The sequence below is a fragment of the Burkholderia sp. Ac-20344 genome, assembly GCF_017104975.1.
Classification (GTDB): domain Bacteria; phylum Pseudomonadota; class Gammaproteobacteria; order Burkholderiales; family Burkholderiaceae; genus Burkholderia.
Genome location: NZ_JAAGPP010000065.1, coordinates 29,001 through 46,202, shown reverse-complemented (window position 1 = coordinate 46,202; position 17,202 = coordinate 29,001). Strand labels below are relative to the sequence as shown.

Sequence of the window (17,202 nt, the reverse complement as noted above, 5' to 3'; positions counted from 1 at the left end):
GACGGCCGAACCGGCTGCGCCGGCCGCATCGGTCGCATTGGTCGCCGAAAGCGCCGCACCGACGCTGGAAGATGCGCAGGCGCTTGCGAATGCCGGCGCGTTCGACGAAGCCGAGCGGGTGCTCGCGCAGTTCTCGGCGCGTGTCGGGCCGCATGCCGATGCGTTCTACCTGAACGGGCTGATCGCGGATGCGCGCGGACGCGCCGCGGAAGCCGGCGACTTCTACCGGAAGGCGCTGTACCTGCGGCCCACGCACCACGAAGCGCTGACCCATCTTGCGACGCTGCTCGACGTCGGCGGCGATCGCGCGGGCGCGCAATGGCTGCTCGAGCGCGCACGGCGCTCGGCCGGCTGACGAGACTACGGGTTGGGACCGACACCGAGATGACCAGAGGAATCCATGAACCGCGCCGCCGCTGCCATTGACGAGACGACGATCGACGTCGACGTCGACGATTGCTGGAACCGGATCGGCACGCGCGGCGACCGCACGTGCGAGCGGCTGAACGACTGCCTGCGCTGCCTGAACTGCCCGGTGTACGCGTATCACGCGGCGAAGCTGCTCGAGCGCCCGCTCGACGGGGCCGAGATGGCCGACGCCACGCGCCGGATGAGCGCGCCCGGCGCGCCGCATGTGCACGATGCCGGTGCCGATACGCGCCACGCGGCGCTGGTGTTCCGCGTGGCCGACGAATGGCTCGCGCTGCCGATCGGCGTGCTGCGCGAGATCGCCGGCACGCGCCCGATCCATTCGCTGCCGCATCGCCGCAATTCGGCCGTGCGCGGTGTGGTCAACATTCGCGGCACGCTGCGCATCGCGATCTCGATCGGCGCATTGCTCGGCCTCGATGCCGGCAAGGGCGGCAGCGGCGGCGACGATGGCCGCTTCACGCGGCTGCTGGTGGCTGCGCACCAGGGCGATCCGGTCGTGTTTCCGGTCGACGAAGTCGAGGGCGTGCTGCGCTTCGGTGCATCCGACTGGGTAACCGTGCCGGCGACGGTCGGGCGCGCGAGCGCCGGCCTGTCGCGCGGCGTGCTGTCGTGGCGCGGCAAGTCGGTGGGCCTGCTCGACGACGACCGTCTGTTCGACGCAGTCACACGGAGCATGCGATGAGCGGCGATGACGACCTGAGCCACCTGTCGCTGCTCGAGCTGTATCGCGAGGAGACGCGCACGCAAACCCAGGCGCTGTCCGAGCGGCTGCTCGCGCTCGAATCGGGCGAGCCCGATTCCGTCGCGCTCGAGGCGTGCATGCGCGCCGCGCATTCGCTGAAGGGCGCCGCGCGCATCGTCGGCGTGCCGCTCGGCGTCGATATCGCGGGGCGAATGGAAGAGTGCTTCGTCGCCGCGCAGGCCGGCACGATCGCGCTGACGGCCACGCACGTCGACGTGCTGCTGGCGGGCGTCGATCTGCTGCTGCGCGTCGGCGATCCGCAAGGGCCGCCGGTGACGCAGACGGAGATCGACGTGTTTGCGGCGGCGCTGACGGGGGCCGACGGCGTGCAGGCGATGCAGGCCGCGGGCGCCGTCCCGCCGCCGGTGCCGCCGTCGATGATGCCGTATCGCGAGCACGACGGCGCTGCGAACGAGCCCGTCGGGGCCGGTGCCGCGGTGCCGCCGCTTGCCGTGTCGGGCACGGTGCCCGATCCGGCCCAGGCCGGCCGCGTGGCCGGCGCCGGCGCGATGCGCCGCGTGCGTGCGGATACGCTGAACCGGTTGCTGAGCCTGTCCGGCGAATCGCTGGTCGAATCGCGCTGGCTCAAGCCGTTCGCCGAATCGATGCTGCGCGTGAAGCGCGCGCAGCGCGACGCGGCCCGCTCGCTCGATCTGATGGTCGAACAATTCGCCGACGATCTCGACGCGGGCATGCTCGCGTCGATGAACGAAGTGCGGCACATGCTCAACGACCTGCAGCGTTCGCTCGCCGAGCGCATGGACGAATTCGACCGCTTCGAGCGGCGCAGCACGCATATCGCCGAGCAGCTTTACGACGAAGCGCTGCAGTGCCGGATGCGGCCGTTCGGCGACGCGACACGCGCGTACCCGCGCATCGTCCGCGATCTCGCACGCTCGCTCGGCAAGCAGGTGCGTTTCTCGATCGTCGGCGAGGGCACGCAGGTGGACCGCGACATCCTCGACCTGCTCGACGCGCCGCTCGGCCACCTGCTGCGCAACGCCATCGACCACGGCGTCGATTCGCCGGACGCACGGCGTGCGCGCGGCAAGCCGGCCGAGGCGAGCGTGACGCTGGAGGCGCGCCACAGTGCAGGCTCGCTGCTGGTCAGCGTGATCGACGATGGCCCGGGTGTCGACATGGACGCGCTGCGCACGGCCGTCGTGCGCCAGCGCCTGACCGACGACGAGACGGCTGCGCGGCTGTCCGATCCCGAACTGCTCGAATTCCTGCTGCTGCCGGGCTTCTCGATGCGCGAGGCGGTGACCGACGTGTCGGGCCGCGGCGTCGGCCTCGACGCGGTGCAGGAGATGGTGCGCGGCGTGCGCGGCGCGGTGCGGATCTTCAACGAGCCGGGCGCGGGCATGCGCTTCGTGCTGCAGTTGCCGCTCACGCTGTCGGTGATCCGCAGCCTGCTCGTCGAGGTCGGTGGCGAGCCGTATGCGTTCCCGCTCGCGCACGTGCGCCGCACGCTCGAACTCGCGCACGACGATATCGACGTGCTCGAAGGGCAGCCGCATTTCCCGTTCGACGGCCGGCGTGCGGGCCTCGTCGCGGCACACCAGTTGCTCGACGCGGGCGAGCCCGACGTCGCACGCACGAGCACGGCGGTCGTGGTGGTCGGCGCGGAACCCGAGCTGTACGGCGTCGCGGTCGACCGCTTCCTCGGCGAGCGGATGCTGGTCGTGCAGCCGCTCGACAGCCGCCTGCACAAGATCCAGAACATCGCGGCCGGCGCGCTGCTCGAGAACGGCGACCCGGTGCTGATCGTCGACGTCGAGGACCTGATCCGCTCGGTCGACAAGCTCGTGCGCGGCGGGCAGCTCGCGCGGCTCACGCGTGATCCGCAACTCGCGCTTGTCGATCGCCGCCGCCGCGTGCTCGTCGTCGACGATTCGCTGACGGTGCGCGAACTCGAACGCAAGCTGCTGGAAAAGCGCGGCTACGACGTGACGGTGGCGGTCGACGGGATGGAAGGCTGGAATGCGGTGCGCAGCGATGCGTTCGATCTGGTCGTCACCGACGTCGACATGCCGCGCATGGACGGTATCGAGCTCGTCACGCTGATCAAGAACGATCCGATGCTCAAGCGCGTGCCGGTGATGATCGTGTCGTACAAGGATCGCGACGAGGATCGCCGTCGCGGGCTCGATGCGGGCGCCGACTACTACCTCGCGAAGAGCAGCTTCCACGACGAGGCATTGCTCGACGCCGTGCACGACCTGATCGGAGGCGCGCGAGGATGAACATCGGCATCGTCAACGACTTGCCGCTCGCCGTGGAGGCGTTGCGCCGCGTGCTCGCGCTGCGCACGGACCACCGCGTGCTGTGGGTCGCGACCGACGGCGACGAGGCGGTGGATTTCTGCGTCGCGCATCCGCCCGATCTCGTGCTGATGGATCTCGTGATGCCGAAGGTCGACGGCGTCGCCGCGACGCGCCGGATCATGGCGCGCGCGCCGTGCGCGATCCTGATCGTGACGGCGAGCGTCAGCGCGAACACGTCGTCGGTCTACGAGGCGATGGGCGCCGGCGCGCTCGATGCGGTCGACACGCCGACGCTCGCGCTCGGGCTGTCGGCCGACGCGTCGCCGCAGGCGCTGCTCGCGAAGATCGACCAGATCGGCCGGCTGCTCGAAAGCCGCACCGCGGCGCTCGTGCCGCCGGGGCCGGCACCCGATCGCGGTCAGCCGACGCTCGTCGCGATCGGCGCGTCGGCGGGCGGGCCGACCGCGCTGACCGCGCTGCTGCGGGCGCTGCCGGCCGACTTTCCGGCGGCAATCGTGATCGTCCAGCATGTCGACCAGGCGTTCGCGCTCGGGATGGCCGAGTGGCTCGACGGCTATACGCGGCTGCCGGTGCGCGTCGCGCGGCAGGGCAGCGTGCCGCAGGCCGGCGAGGTGCTGCTCGCGGCGACCAACGATCACCTGTATCTGTCGCCGCGCGGCGTGCTCGGCTATACGCGGCATCCGGTCGAGACACCGTACCGGCCGTCGATCGACGTGTTCTTCAACAGCGTCGCCGACGGCTGGCAGGGCGAGGCGTTCGGCGTGCTGCTGACGGGCATGGGGCGCGACGGCGCGCTCGGCCTGAAGGCGATGCGCGCGAAGGGCTGCCATACGATCGCGCAGGACGAGGCGACCAGCGCCGTCTACGGGATGCCGAAGGCGGCCGCGGCGATTGGTGCGGCATCGGCGATCCTGCCGCTCGAGCGGATCGCGCCCCAACTGATCTCGCGCATCACGCGCTCGCTGCGCGACTGACGGCGCGCGAGGGGCGCGCGATGTCGTCCCGATCCGGTGTGCCGGCAGCCGCATTGCGGGCGGCGCGGGGCGTCGCGTACAATGGCCGCCAGCGGAGATGGCATGCCTCCCTGCGGTCGTACGCGGCGCGTTGCGCGCGGTGCGGCCCTCAACCGCCGGTTAGCCCGGCTGATGATGCCTGCGTGTTCCTGGGTCGTCAGGAGGTCGCAGGCCGTCCATGCGGTATTCTGCCGCCCAGGTTTTGATGTTCCGTCGAATCTGGAAATCATGTTTTTCACGACTTCTGCCGATCTTTTCGCGACCGTGCGCTATGTGTGCCGCTGGCTCGCGCTCTCGGCCCTGCTTGGCGCGCTGGCCGGCACGGCTTCCGCCCTGTTCCTGATTGCGCTCGACTGGGCGACCGGTACACGCGTGGCGCATCCGTGGCTGCTGTGGGGGCTGCCGGCCGCCGGTTTCGCGACCGGCTGGATCTACCATCGCTTCGGCCAGTCCGTCGCGCGCGGCAACAACCTGCTGATCGACGAGATCCACGACCCGAAGGCGCTCGTGCCGAAGCGGATGGCGCCGCTCGTGCTCGTCGCGACCGTCGTCACGCACCTGTTCGGCGGCTCGGCCGGCCGCGAGGGCACGGCCGTGCAGATGGGCGGCGCGCTCGCCGATCGCGTCACGCACGTGTTCCGTCTCGATCGGGAACATCGCCGCGTGCTGCTGATGGGCGGCATCGCGGCCGGTTTCGCATCGGTGTTCGGCACGCCGCTCGCAGGCGCCGTGTTCGGGCTCGAGGTGCTCGCGATCGGGCGTGTGCGGTACGACGCGCTGCTGACCTGCGTCGCCTCCGCGATCGTCGCGGACGTCGTCTGCCGCGCGTGGGGCGTGCATCACACGGCCTATGCGATTCCGTTCGTGCCGGCCGTGTCGGCGACGGGGTTGGCCGTGACGGTCATCGCGGGCATCGCGTTCGGCATGGTCGGGCGGCTGTTTGCGTTTGCGACGCATGCGCTGACCGCGTGGTTTCGACGGGTCGTCCGCTACGCGCCGCTGCAGCCGGTGCTCGGCGGCCTGCTGGTCGCCGCGGCCGCCACTGCGCTGAACGTGCCGCAGTATCTGGGCCTCGGCATCCCGACGATCGAGGCCGCGTTTCACGGCCCGCTGCCGCTCTACGATTTCGCGGGCAAGTTCGCGTTCACCGTTGTCACGCTCGCGTCGGGGTTCAAGGGTGGCGAAGTGACGCCGCTGTTCTATATCGGCGCGACGCTCGGCAACGCGCTCGGCCAGGTGCTGGCGCTGCCGGTGCCCGTGCTCGCGGGGCTCGGCTTCGTCGCGGTGTTCGCCGGCGCGGCCAATACGCCGATCGCGTCGACGATCATGGCGATCGAATTGTTCGGCGCGGATATCGGCGTGTATGCGATGGTCGCGTGTGTCGTCGCGTATCTGTTCTCGGGGCACGCGGGGATTTATCGCGCGCAGCGTGTGGCGGTGGGGAAGGGCGCGCAGGCGGAGGCGGAGTGATGCGGGTGCGGAAGGCAGATTCGTCGCGCATCGTCCGGGAGCGCGATGCATGCGATGTCGGAGGGGGCGCGTGTCGTTGCGGGTACATCTGATCGGGCCGGGCGGCGCCGGCAAGACCACGGTCGGGGCGATCGTCGCGGCGCGTCTGAACTGGCGGTTCGCCGATGTGGATCAATGCTTCCTGGCCGCGCACGGGAACATCGCCGATTTCATCCGGGACCGCGGCTATGTCGAATACGCCACGCAAAACGTCCGGCTGTACGAGCAGCTCAGGCAACGCATGTCGGCACCCACTATCTGGGCGATGTCGTCCGGTTTCATGCTGTATCCGGACGATGTCGCGCCGGCCTATCCGGCACTTCGTCGTTGCATCGAGAAGGACCGGTTCACCGCGCTCCTGTTGCCTTCGTTCGATCTCGAACGCTGCGCGAAACGGGTCGTCGAGCGGCAAATGGCCCGGCCATATCTGAGTGCGAATGAAGCCGACGAGATGCGCAAGATCCGTGATCGGTTCCCTGCGTTCATGCGCCTGAACTGCAAGCGGTTTGCGAGCGACGGCACACCCGAACACGTGGCGGCCGACATCGAGCGCTTTATCGTGGCGTCGATGCCGTCGATGGAACACGGTCCGTATCCGGTCGCGGGCAGTCGCCCGGCGGATCCCTGCGATACCGAAGGTGCCGGAAACCAGGAGAACGACATCCGATGACGCAGGAAGACTTCCTGATCGAAGCGCAGCGCCTCGCCAGGCCGTGCGATCAATACCGCTTGCCCGGTATTGGCGTGAACAGGCCCTACGCGCCGGCATCCGTTACTGCTTCGGCAGGCGTGCGACATGGCGCGCCAGCAGTTCCTCGATATCGATGCCTTTTTCCGCCAGCAACGCCGTGACAACGCCGTTCAGTTCGCCGAGCGTTTCCTTGACCGACTCCCGGATCGTGTCCACGACCACCTGCGTGCTGCGCTCGATCTCGATGTTGACCGTGTCGTTGACGCCCTTCGCATCGAAGGTCGTCGCGCGTCGCGTTTCGGGAATCAGCCAGACGTCGAACCAGCCTTCGTCGCGGTTGACGTCGGACACCGTCAGGCTGCAGCCGTTGATCGCGATATAGCCCTTCGCGAACACATACCGCTTGAATGCGTCCGGCACGCCGATGCGCACCATCCGGTTGTGTTCGGACGATGCGATGTGCCGGATGGTCCCGGTGAAGTCGACATGGCCGGACAGCGGATGCCCGCCGATCTCCGCTCCGTCCTTCGCCGCCCGCTCCACGTTGACGTGGGCGCCCGTCGCGAGCTCGGCCAGCGTGGTGATTCGCAGGCTCGGCAGCATCACGTCGAAGTCGATCAGTTCCGGCGAATGGATCGTCGTCACCGTCAGGCAGACGCCGTCGACCGAGACGCTGGCGCCGATCTCGATGTCGTCGGTAAACCGCTCGGGGAATTCGATGCTGAAGGTTCTCAGTTCCCCGTGATCGGCGATGGTCTTGATGGTGGCAACGCCCTGGACAATTCCTGTAAACATGGTCGATCCCTAGTCGCAAATTTCCTGGTCGACATGATAAGTGATCCCGGAAGCGGTGGCCTTGCGGCCCGCGGCTTCAGGCGGCTGGCGAGATTCGCGGCCGAAAAAAGGCCGTGCACCTGGCACGGCCTCGATCCGGATCCGTTTATCGACGCGCGCCGGCGGTGATGACCGCACCGCCGGCGCGCGTTGCGACACGCTTGCGTCACACCGCGGCAGGCTCGCCCAGCGGCCCGGCCGCGTCGTCCGCCGTGCGCCGCGGCGAATCGGCGAGCCCCTTCGCGAGCTCCAGCGCCTGCCGCTCGAACAGCCGGCGATAAATACCGCCGTCGATCCGGATCAGCGCATCGTGGCTGCCTTCCTCGATCACCTTGCCGCGATCGAGCACCAGCAGCCGGTCGAGCGCGCGCACGGTCGACAGCCGGTGTGCGACCACGAGCGTCGTGCGGCCGACCATCAGCCGCTCCATCGCCTGCTGGATCAGCAGCTCGCTTTCGCTGTCGAGGCTCGACGTGGCTTCGTCGAGGATCAGGATCGGCGCATCGGCGAGGAACGCGCGCGCGATCGCGACCCGCTGGCGTTCGCCGCCCGACAGCTTGATCCCGCGTTCGCCGACGAGCGTGTCATAGCCGTCCGGCAGCGCGGCGATGAAGTCGTGCGCGCTGGCAAGCCGCGCGGCGCGCTCGATGTCGGCCCGGCTCGCGTCGGGGCGCGCATACGCGATGTTCTCCGCGAGCGTGCGGTGGAACAGCACGGGCTCCTGCTGGACGATCGCGATCTGGCTGCGCAGCGAATCCTGCCGCACGCGCGCGATGTCCTGGCCGTCGATCGTGATGCGGCCGCCCGACACGTCGTACAGGCGCTGGATCAGCTTGATGAACGTCGTCTTGCCCGACCCCGAATGGCCGACGAGGCCGACGCGCTCGCCCGGCGCGATCCGCATCGAGAAATCGTCGTACAGCGGCGCCGGATGGTTGCCGTAGCGGAACGTCACGTGCTCGAAGCGGATCTCGCCTTGCCCGATGCGGATCGCCGGCGCGCCAGGGCGATCGTCGATGCCGAGCGGCTGGCGTTCGAGCGCGACGAGTTCTTCCATGTCATTCACCGAGCGCTGCAGGTTGCGGATGTGCATGCCGACGTCGCGCAGGTAGCCCTGCAGCATGAAGAACATCGTCAGCGCGAACGCGATGTCGCCGACGCTCGCCTCGTCGTTCGCCCACAGCCGCAGCGCGACGCCGATCATCGCGGCCTGCATCGCGACGAGCATCGCGCCCTGCAACCCGCCGTTGAGCGTGCCGCGCACCCACGTGCGGCGCGTGCGTTGCCGCCACTTGCCGATCACGCGGGCGAGCCGCGCTTCCTCGCGCGTTTCCGCGCCGAATGCCTTGACCACGGCATTGCAGCTCACGGCGTCGGCGAGCGCGCCGCCCATGCGCGTATCCCACAGGTTGCCGAGCCGGGCGGCCGGCGCGACGATGCCGAGCGACACCGCGACCGTCACCGTGATGTACAGCAGCGAACCCGCGCCGACGACGAGCCCCATCACGGGCCAGTGCGTGCCGAGCAGCACGGTGGCGCCGACGAGCATCGTGACCGACGGCAGCAAGGCGATCAGCACGGTGTCGTTCAGCAGGTCGAGCGCCCAGATCCCGCGCGTGATCTTGCGCACGGTCGAGCCCGCGAAGCTGTTCGCGTGCCAGTCGGTCGAGAAGCGCTGCACGCGATGGAACGACGCGGCCGCGATCTCGCTCATCATCTTCAGCGTGAGCGTGATGATGTTCAGGTAGACGCCTTGCCGCAGCAGGGTCGCGCCAAGGCCGAGCGCGGCGAGCGTGCCGAACGCGACGAGGGCCGCATGCCACGCGGCGGCGCGGTCGGTCAGGCCGGTCGACAGCGCGTCGACGAGGCGGCCGGCGAACAGGGGCGTGAGCACGTCGGCGAGCGCGGCGAGCAGCGCGAGGCCCGCGACCGTGGCGGTGCGGCCCGGCTGCTTGCGCCAGTAACGGAAGGTGAAGCCGAAGACGGCCTGGAATGCCTGGCCGCCCAGATGGGTGGTTTTTCTGGTCATTTATCGTTGCCCGGCGCATCGCGCGACGGGACTTTCCGGTTCGGAGAACATCGAAAACGCAACAGCCGGGCCGCGCGGAAACCATGCGGCGAAACGAAACGGGCTGTCGGGAAACGGCGCGGCTGACGGGTTAGCGGAAAACTCGGGAGCCGGCGCGGACGGCGGGCTGGATCAGCTGAGCCGTGGGACCACGTTCGGGAAAGCGGCTGGCATTCGGAACATCTGCACCTCCCCTGAAGTGAACGGTTGAAAGGACGCCGAAAAGACGTGAAAAGATTCTATCAGCAGCGCCGGGCGCGCCGCAACGTCTGACGAATGCGGCGTTGCAGCGTCGATACGGGTAGTATCCAGGGTTTCGGCCCTTCTTTTGCGGCCCTCCCACAGTGCCGCAGCGCAAGGGCCGGCACGCGCATCGATTACACTTCAACGTTTGCGGCGCACGACGCCGCAGCCCTCGCAGATTCACCACGATACATTCCTGAGGAAACGATGAGCGACGTTCAGCAAGGCATCCTGACCCCGATCGATACGGCGGCGCGATACCTCACTTTCACGATTTCGAATGACGGCAACGTGGCGGCGGCACTGACCGCGCTGCGCGAGATCGTCGACGGGCGCGACACGGTGGTCGGGTTCGGGCATGCGCTGGCGGCGCACCTCGGGCACCCGGTGCCGGGCCTGACCGCATTCCCGGCGTTCGCGGTGAAGGATCGCACGCTGCCGGCGACGCCGGCCGACGTGTGGGTCTGGCTGCGCGGCGACGACCGCGGCGAGATCGTGCTGCGCGCGCGGGCGATCGAACGCGCGCTGGCGCCGGCGTTCGCGTTGCAGGATGCGGTCGACGGTTTCCGCTATTCGACCGATCGCGACCTGTCCGGCTACGAGGACGGCACCGAGAATCCGGACGGCGACGACGCGGTGGCCGCGGCGATCGTGACGGGGCAGGGCGCGGGGCTCGACGGCGCGAGCTTCGTCGCGGTCCAGCAATGGCTGCACGACTTCGACCAGATGGAGCGCATTCCGTCGGGCGACATGGACAACATCATCGGGCGCCGCCGCTCGGACAACGAAGAACTCGACGATGCGCCCGAGTTCGCGCACGTGAAGCGCACCGCGCAGGAAAGCTTCGAGCCCGAAGCGTTCATGCTGCGCCGTTCGTCGCCGTGGTCGGACGCGCGCCGCGCAGGCCTGTACTTCGTTGCGTTCGGCTGCTCGTTCCGCGCGTTCGACGTGCAGATGCGCCGGATGAGCGGCGCGGACGACGGCATCGTCGACGGCCTGTTCCGCTTCACGCGGCCGCTGACGGGCGCGTATTTCTGGTGCCCGCCGATGAAGGACGGCAAGCTCGACCTGTCCGCGCTCGGACTGTAAGCACCTGACGGTATCGACGAAACGGGGGGCCGCGCATCGTGCGCGGCCCCCCGTTTCTTATTTCAAGCGGCGATCGTGTGCCGAGTTGCCTTGCGTGTCAGCTCAACGTCGTGTCGATCCGCGTGCCGCGCTTGATGAACTGCGTGACTGGCGTCTTCTCGCAGATTTCGGCGAGGCGCTGGCGTTGCGCGTCGTCGAGCGGGCCGTCGAGCGTCACGACGCGGCGCACGTACTGTGTGCCTTCGCGATCGGCATGCAGCTCGGTGCGCACGTCGATGCGCGCGGCCGGCCATGCCTTGCGCTGCATGTACATGCGCAGCGTCGCGGCCGTGCATTGCGCGAGGCCGGCCAGCACGAACTCGTACGGCGCCGGCCCGCGGCCCTGGCCGCCTTCGCGTGGCGCTTCGTCGCCGGTCAGCGCGTGCGTGCCGGCCTGCAGCTGGACGACGTAGTCGGGCGCCTCGGCGTCGAGGACGGCGGCGGCATGGATGAGCGACATGGCAAGTCTCCGGTCAGCGGGAAGAGGAAAGCGGGCGCCGCGTGGCGGCGCGCAGCCGTCAGCATACCGCCCCGATCATGACGGCGTGCGCCGCGCGGCTACACGTCGGCGACGCCGGCGCTGCTGCGCACGAGCGCGGCGATGCGTTCGCGTACCCACTGGTGCGCGCGATCGGCGTCGCGCGATTCGTGCCAGTACGCAAGCAGCGGGAACGGCTTGAGCCGCAGCGGCAGCGGCCGTACGACGATCGGCAGCATCGCGGCCATCCGCAACGCGTAGGTGTGCGGCAGCGTGACCAGCAGGTTGCCGGCCGCGGCGATCTGGCAGGCGGCGAAATAGTGCTGGCAGGTGAGCCGGATATCGCGGAAGCGGCCGTCGTTGCCGAGCAGCACGTCGAGCGATTGCGGCTCGCCCAGCGACGACACCGCGACATGCCGTGCCGCGAAATAGTCGCCGCGCCGCAGCGGGTCGCGCGCAAGCGGGTGATCGCTGCGCAGCGCGACGACGAGCGAATCGTCGAGCAGGTGTTCGGTGGCGATGCGCGGGCCGGTCGGCACGCGGCGATCGACGGCGAGATCGAGATTGCCCGATGCGAGTTCGCGCTCGATGTCGGCCACCGCGATGCGACGGCTCACGAGCCGCAGGCCCGGTGCTTCGTCGGCGAACGCGGCGACGATCCGCGGCAGCGCGATCGATTCGAGCACGTCGCGAATGCCGACCGCGATGCTCAGGTCGAGCGTCGCGGGTTCGAATGCCGACGGCGCACGCGCGGTGCCTTGCAGGCCCTTCAGGTGCAACTGGACGTCCGCGATGATCGAACGCGTGCGTTCGGTTGCCACGACACGGTTGCCCTGGCGCACGAACAGCGGATCGTCGAAATGCGCGCGCAGCCGGTTGAGCGCGTGCGTGACGGCCGGCTGCGTGAGATGCAGCGCGCGGGCCGCCGCGCCGATGCCGCCCTGCACGTAGACGGCGTCGAGCACGCGAAACAGGTTCAGGTCGAGACGGTGATCGGCGGGCACGGGGCGCGGGCGGTGTGGTGAAGGGTGGACCGATTCTAAAGGATGTGCCGCCAACGGATGCGCTGGTTTTCTGGGATGGCGATCGATGGGATTGGATACGCGTCGATATCGTTTGAGCCGATATTCGGCTGTGCATTTATCCGGATGCCCGACTCAATATGCCGCGATGAAATGCGCGGATTGCGATGTACACAATCGCAATAATCGGCGACATCGGCACGCGTAATTCTGCATAGGCCCGCCAGCAACCCCTGGCAGCCTGTAGTAATCCGCCATCATGCTGTCCCCGTCAGCCATTTCGCGCCAAACGCACAACCCGTTCGGCTAAGATGCCGTCGCTTCATATTTCGGGATAGCCGTCCTGTCGCACGCATTCAAACCAAATATAAGCCTGACAGTTCGACGGTATTACAAGAAGTCGAAACAAGTCGGGGGCTTGGCCAGTGAATGCAGCAGATCAGAGATGGGTCGTTATTTATTTGAGTACGGGGTTTTCGTTGGCCCAGGCCGCGCGCATTGGCGAGGCTTTCAACCTGGCGAATCGCCTGCACGCATACAGTGCGGACTACCAGTTGAAGTACGTATCCGAAAGCGGGGGGCTGTTGCAGTCGTCGTCCGGCGTGAGCATCGCGGCCGATCCGCTCGGCGACGAGCACGGCCGCCGCGCGCTCGCGTTCTTTCATCTTCACGGTGACCGCGCGGTCGTCAACTGGGACGACGCATTGCAGCGTCGTCTCTCCGACATTCGCTATCATGCGCGCTGGATCGTCGACGGGATGGACCTGCCCGCGCTCGCGGCCATGCAGCGTCCGTCGTCGGCGATCGAAGGGCGGCCAGGCCGGGGCGGGCGCCGGGTCGCCACGACGGTCGAGCTGCAGGCCGGCGAAACCGACGTGTTCGCCGCCGTGCTCGACATGTTCCGTGTCGATCTCGGCGACAGTGCCGCGCAGGAGATCGCCAGCAACATGCTGCGGCCGGTCGAGCAACGCTATACGCAGTCGATGTGGGCCTTTCGCGAACTGAGCGCAAGCCCGTCGATCCGGATGTCGGCGCAGCGGCTGCGTGCGCAGAGCGTGAACCGCATCTCGATCGCGAACGCCGCACAGGCCGCCGCGATGAGCGAGCGCAACTTCCTGCGGCGCTTCAAGAAGGAGATCGGCGTGACGCCGACCGAGTTCGTCCAGCACGTGCGGCTCGAGCGCGCCTGCCACATGCTGGTCCACACGACGCTGCCGGCCGACAAGGTCGCGCGCCGCACCGGGTTCGGCAGCGGCGAGCGGCTCGCGAAGCTGTTTCGCCAGCGCATGCTGATGTCGCCGACCGAATTTCGCGTCACCGAGCGCGAAAGGATCCTGACCCGTGGCGCCGCGCCGCCGCCCGATGCCGACGGGGGGGCCTGCGACGGCACCGGGGGGCATTGCGCCGCATGCGCCACCGCTCGGGAGCAAAACGGACGGATACCCGTAGAATCGTCCTGTCGCGATCTCGAGCCCCGGTTTCCATGTCCTTCCTCCCCACTACCGCCACCGCCCCTTTCTGCCCGTCGGAAGTAAAGGGCAGTATCACGATCGAGGCCGGCGCGCCGCGCTGGCAGAAGCTCAAGCGCTTCTTCGGCCCCGGCCTGCTGGTCGCGATCGGCTACATGGATCCCGGCAACTGGGCGACCGACATCCAGGCCGGCTCGCAGTTCGGCTATTCGCTGCTGTGGGTCGTCGCGTTTTCGAGCCTCGCGGCGATCTTCCTGCAGATGCTCGCGGCGCGGCTCGGCCTCGTCGCGGGCAGGGATCTCGCGCAGGCCAGCTACGATCGCTACGGCCGGTTCGGCCGCGTCGTGCAGTGGGTGACCGCCGAAGTGTCGATCGTCGCGTGCGACATCGCGGAAGTCCTCGGCTGCGCGCTCGCGTTCAAGCTGCTGCTCGGCGTGCCGCTCGCGTGGGGGATCGTGCTGACCGCGCTCGACACGGTGATCGTGCTCGGCCTGCAGGGCAAGGGGTTCCGCCAGATCGAGGCGATCGTGCTCGGGCTGATCGCGACGATGGCGTTCTGCTTCGTCGCGCAGGTCGCGATCACGCCGCCCGACTGGCATGCGGTGGTTGGCGGGCTCGTGCCGGGCGATCCGGGCCACGACCGCAAGGACGCGATCGTGCTCGCGCTCGGCATCGTCGGCGCGACGATCATGCCGCACAACCTGTACCTGCATTCGTCGGTCGTGCAGACGCGGCGCGTGGTCGGCGGGGCGCGCGGGACGATCCGCGACACGCTCGCGCTGGTGCGCATCGATACCTGCGTGTCGCTGTTCGTCGCGATGCTCGTCAACGCGGCGATCCTGGTCGTCGCGGGCGCGGCGTTCCATGCGACGGGCCAGCACAACGTGACCGACATCGAGCAGGCCTACAAACTGATTACGCCGATCGCGGGCGGTGCGGCCGCGCTGCTGTTCGGCATCGCGCTGCTCGCGTCGGGGCAGAGCTCGACGCTCACCGGCACGATCGCCGGCCAGGTGATCATGGACGGCTTCCTGCATACGAAGATCCCGTGCTACCAGCGCCGGCTGATCACGCGCGGGCTCGCGCTCGCGCCGGCGCTGATCGGCGTGCTGTGGCTCGGCGACGGCTCGGTCGGGAAACTGCTCGTGTGGAGCCAGGTGCTGCTGAGCCTGCAGCTGCCGTTCGCGATGTGGCCGCTGATCCGCTCGGTCAGCGATCGCAACACGATGGGCGAGCACACGATCGGGCGCGGGATGCAGGTCGCGGCGTGGGCGCTGTTCGCCATCATCACCGGAACGAACCTGTTGCTGATCACCGGCGTCGCGGGCTGATACAGGCTGTCACACGCTGAAACAGAGGCGCTGTGCGCATGCGGTAAACTGCGGCCTTTCGATAGCCGCCCGAAGTCCGTTATGTGGAGTGAAATCAGCAACCTCGGCGATGCCGCGCTGACCCTGCCGATCGCGCTGACGTGCGCAGCGTGGCTCGCGCTGGCCGACTGGCGCCTCGCCGTCCGCTGGGGCGTGCTGCTTGCCGCCGGCATGGGCCTGGTGGGCGCGACGAAGATCCTCTATGCCGGGTGCGGTGTCGAGCTCCCGCAGTTCGATTTCCGCGTGATCAGCGGCCATACGATGCTGTCGACGTCCGTGTGGACCGTCGCGCTGTCGATGCTGTGGCAGGCGTTCCGGCCGGGCAAGGCGCCCGGCATTGCGGCCGGGCTGGCCGTCGGCGCGGTCACGGCCGTCGCGCGCGTGTTCGATCATTCGCACACCGTTCCGGAAGTGATCGTCGGCTGGATGCTCGGCGCGCTCGTCGCGCTGGTGTTCCTGCGCGGCTACGACGGCGTACGGCAGCGGGCATGCTCACCGCGCGTCGCGGCCGTCTGCCTGCTGCTCGTGTCGGGCATCGCATACGGGCACCGTGCGCCGTTCCAGCAGATGATCGATACCCACTCGCCGCAATTCTGCGCGTTCGTGCGCGCGCCGTCGGGCGACGGATTCTGACGGTTGCCCGTCGCGGCGCTCCGGCGTCGCTTTCTTGCCGCCGGCATTCGCCTGGCGGTTGCACGATTCCACACCGGCTCATCTTCCCGATCGCTTCCTCGCCCGCGCGGAGCGCAACGCTCGTCATTCCCCGAATCCATGACCCGTCCGGTCTGTCTATATGACTGGCGGGCGCCGCCGGTCCGTGCATGCGTGCCGGTCCGCGAAGGTCATGAACTGGGCCTATGGCCGGGCATAACGATTATTCATTTCATCGATTGGCGTCATTCGCGTACGCTGGCTGTCGTTCGACCCGGGCCGGTTGCCGGGCCTGTCCGGCGCGCGTCCTGTTCATCTCGATATACTCGCGGAAACCGTGCGGCGCCTCGTGATGTCGAGGTACGGTCAACCGGCCCGCATCGGCTGGGAAAGGCACGGCAAACCCGTCGCGGCAGCGTTCCGCGACGACGATTCACGATAGGAGCAGGTCACATGACAGTCGTTTCTTCGCGCCTTGCCGGCAAGTGCGCATACATCACGGGCGCCGCGGGCGGCCTCGGCCGCGCGATCGCGCGCCGGATGGTCGAGCAGGGCGCGCGCGTGTTCGTGACCGACATCGCCGACGCTGCGGTGCTCGACGCGTTCGCGCAGGAGCTCAATGCGGGCCATGCGACGCCGGTCGCGTTTGCCGCGACGCAGGACGTGCGCGACGAAGCGCGCTGGCAGGCGCTGCTCGCGCAGGCGGTCGATGCGATGGGCGGCCTGTCGGTGCTCGTCAACAACGCGGGCGTCGGCTCGATCGGCTCGCCCGCGCAGATCGAGCTGGACGAATGGCGGCGCGTGATGGCGATCAACGTCGAGAGCATCGTGCTCGGCTGCAAGCATGCGCTGTCGTATCTGGCCGAAAGCCATCCCGCATCGATCATCAACATCTCGTCGGTCGCCGCGTTCAAGGTCGAGCCGGATTTCACCGCGTACAACGCGTCGAAAGCGGCGGTCGCGTCGCTGACGAAGTCGGTCGCGATCGACTGCGCACGCCGCGAGATCGACGTGCGCTGCAACTCGATTCACCCGGCGTTCATCCGCACGGGGATCGTCGAGCCGCTGTTCCAGTCGCTCGGCGAACGCGATGCGACGCGCAAGCTCGCGCGCGGCATTCCGCTGCGCCGGCTCGGCGAGCCGGACGACGTCGCGCACGCGGCCGTGTATCTCGCGTCCGACGAGAGCCGTTTCGTGACGGCCGCCGAACTCGTGATCGACGGCGGCATGTGCGCGGTCTGACGCGCATCCCGAACTACAACGA

The 17,202-nt window shown here is 68.6% G+C and carries 14 protein-coding genes, 1 pseudogene and 1 riboswitch; of the genes and pseudogenes, 11 read left to right on the top strand and 4 right to left on the bottom strand.

Annotated elements, in window-relative coordinates; all coding sequences use genetic code 11:
• From G3N64_RS20550 to G3N64_RS20525, 6 genes and pseudogenes are all read left to right on the top strand, one after another.
• Nucleotides 1-355 (top strand): annotated as a pseudogene (locus tag G3N64_RS20550) (MCP methyltransferase); the annotation flags it as partial.
• Nucleotides 356-400: 45 nt separating this feature from the next.
• Nucleotides 401-1,114, top strand: a complete 714-nt coding sequence (locus G3N64_RS20545; protein ID WP_205785563.1) for a chemotaxis protein CheW — start codon at nucleotides 401-403, stop codon at nucleotides 1,112-1,114.
• Complete coding sequence (locus G3N64_RS20540) at nucleotides 1,111-3,420, top strand: hybrid sensor histidine kinase/response regulator (protein WP_205785562.1); 2,310 nt, start codon at nucleotides 1,111-1,113, stop codon at nucleotides 3,418-3,420. The genes G3N64_RS20545 and G3N64_RS20540 overlap by 4 nt, the downstream gene beginning before the upstream one ends.
• Nucleotides 3,417-4,436: a chemotaxis response regulator protein-glutamate methylesterase gene (locus G3N64_RS20535; RefSeq protein ID WP_205785561.1), complete on the top strand. Its 1,020-nt coding sequence runs from the start codon at nucleotides 3,417-3,419 to the stop codon at nucleotides 4,434-4,436. Before G3N64_RS20540 ends, G3N64_RS20535 begins: the two co-directional genes overlap by 4 nt.
• Nucleotides 4,437-4,520: 84 nt before the next feature.
• A riboswitch (Fluoride riboswitch) is annotated at nucleotides 4,521-4,624 on the top strand.
• Nucleotides 4,625-4,703: 79 nt separating this feature from the next.
• Complete coding sequence (locus G3N64_RS20530) at nucleotides 4,704-5,945, top strand: voltage-gated chloride channel family protein (RefSeq protein ID WP_205785560.1); 1,242 nt, start codon at nucleotides 4,704-4,706, stop codon at nucleotides 5,943-5,945.
• Between the two features lie 70 nt (nucleotides 5,946-6,015).
• A complete protein-coding gene (locus G3N64_RS20525) occupies nucleotides 6,016-6,654 on the top strand; it encodes a shikimate kinase (RefSeq protein ID WP_346778829.1) in 639 nt (212 codons plus the stop codon).
• Between the two features lie 102 nt (nucleotides 6,655-6,756).
• On the opposite strand, the gene G3N64_RS20520 is transcribed toward G3N64_RS20525, so the two are convergent.
• Together G3N64_RS20520 and G3N64_RS20515 are read right to left on the bottom strand one after the other, a co-directional pair.
• The gene (locus tag G3N64_RS20520) at nucleotides 6,757-7,470 is read right to left on the bottom strand and encodes a riboflavin synthase subunit alpha (protein WP_205785559.1); all 714 of its coding nucleotides are present in this window, start codon (nucleotides 7,468-7,470) and stop codon (nucleotides 6,757-6,759) included.
• A gap of 205 nt (nucleotides 7,471-7,675) precedes the next feature.
• Nucleotides 7,676-9,538, bottom strand: coding sequence for an ABC transporter ATP-binding protein (locus tag G3N64_RS20515; RefSeq protein ID WP_205785558.1), 1,863 nt, complete (start codon nucleotides 9,536-9,538; stop codon nucleotides 7,676-7,678).
• A 489-nt stretch (nucleotides 9,539-10,027) separates the two neighbouring features.
• Between G3N64_RS20515 and G3N64_RS20510 the strand changes: the two genes are divergently transcribed.
• Complete coding sequence (locus G3N64_RS20510; RefSeq protein ID WP_205785557.1) at nucleotides 10,028-10,909, top strand: Dyp-type peroxidase; 882 nt, start codon at nucleotides 10,028-10,030, stop codon at nucleotides 10,907-10,909.
• 97 nt (nucleotides 10,910-11,006) lie between these two features.
• Here the strand turns inward: G3N64_RS20510 and G3N64_RS20505 are convergent, their stop codons facing one another.
• Both G3N64_RS20505 and G3N64_RS20500 read right to left on the bottom strand, forming a co-directional pair.
• Nucleotides 11,007-11,408, bottom strand: a complete 402-nt coding sequence (locus G3N64_RS20505; RefSeq protein WP_205785556.1) for an OsmC family protein — start codon at nucleotides 11,406-11,408, stop codon at nucleotides 11,007-11,009.
• A 98-nt stretch (nucleotides 11,409-11,506) separates the two neighbouring features.
• Nucleotides 11,507-12,430: a LysR family transcriptional regulator gene (locus G3N64_RS20500; protein WP_205785555.1), complete on the bottom strand. Its 924-nt coding sequence runs from the start codon at nucleotides 12,428-12,430 to the stop codon at nucleotides 11,507-11,509.
• A 497-nt stretch (nucleotides 12,431-12,927) separates the two neighbouring features.
• Between G3N64_RS20500 and G3N64_RS20495 the strand changes: the two genes are divergently transcribed.
• The 4 genes from G3N64_RS20495 to G3N64_RS20480 all read left to right on the top strand — a co-directional run bounded on the left by G3N64_RS20495 (nucleotide 12,928) and on the right by G3N64_RS20480 (nucleotide 17,180).
• Nucleotides 12,928-13,983: a helix-turn-helix domain-containing protein gene (locus tag G3N64_RS20495; RefSeq protein WP_205785554.1), complete on the top strand. Its 1,056-nt coding sequence runs from the start codon at nucleotides 12,928-12,930 to the stop codon at nucleotides 13,981-13,983.
• Nucleotides 13,932-15,248: an Nramp family divalent metal transporter gene (locus G3N64_RS20490; RefSeq protein ID WP_205785553.1), complete on the top strand. Its 1,317-nt coding sequence runs from the start codon at nucleotides 13,932-13,934 to the stop codon at nucleotides 15,246-15,248. The genes G3N64_RS20495 and G3N64_RS20490 overlap by 52 nt, the downstream gene beginning before the upstream one ends.
• 81 nt (nucleotides 15,249-15,329) lie before the next feature.
• Entirely contained in the window at nucleotides 15,330-15,920 is a 591-nt protein-coding gene (locus G3N64_RS20485; RefSeq protein ID WP_205785552.1) for a phosphatase PAP2 family protein, read from the top strand.
• Nucleotides 15,921-16,391: 471 nt separating this feature from the next.
• On the top strand, nucleotides 16,392-17,180 hold the full coding sequence (locus G3N64_RS20480; protein WP_059521513.1) for an SDR family oxidoreductase: 789 nt from the start codon (nucleotides 16,392-16,394) through the stop codon (nucleotides 17,178-17,180).
• Nucleotides 17,181-17,202 lie beyond the last annotated feature (22 nt).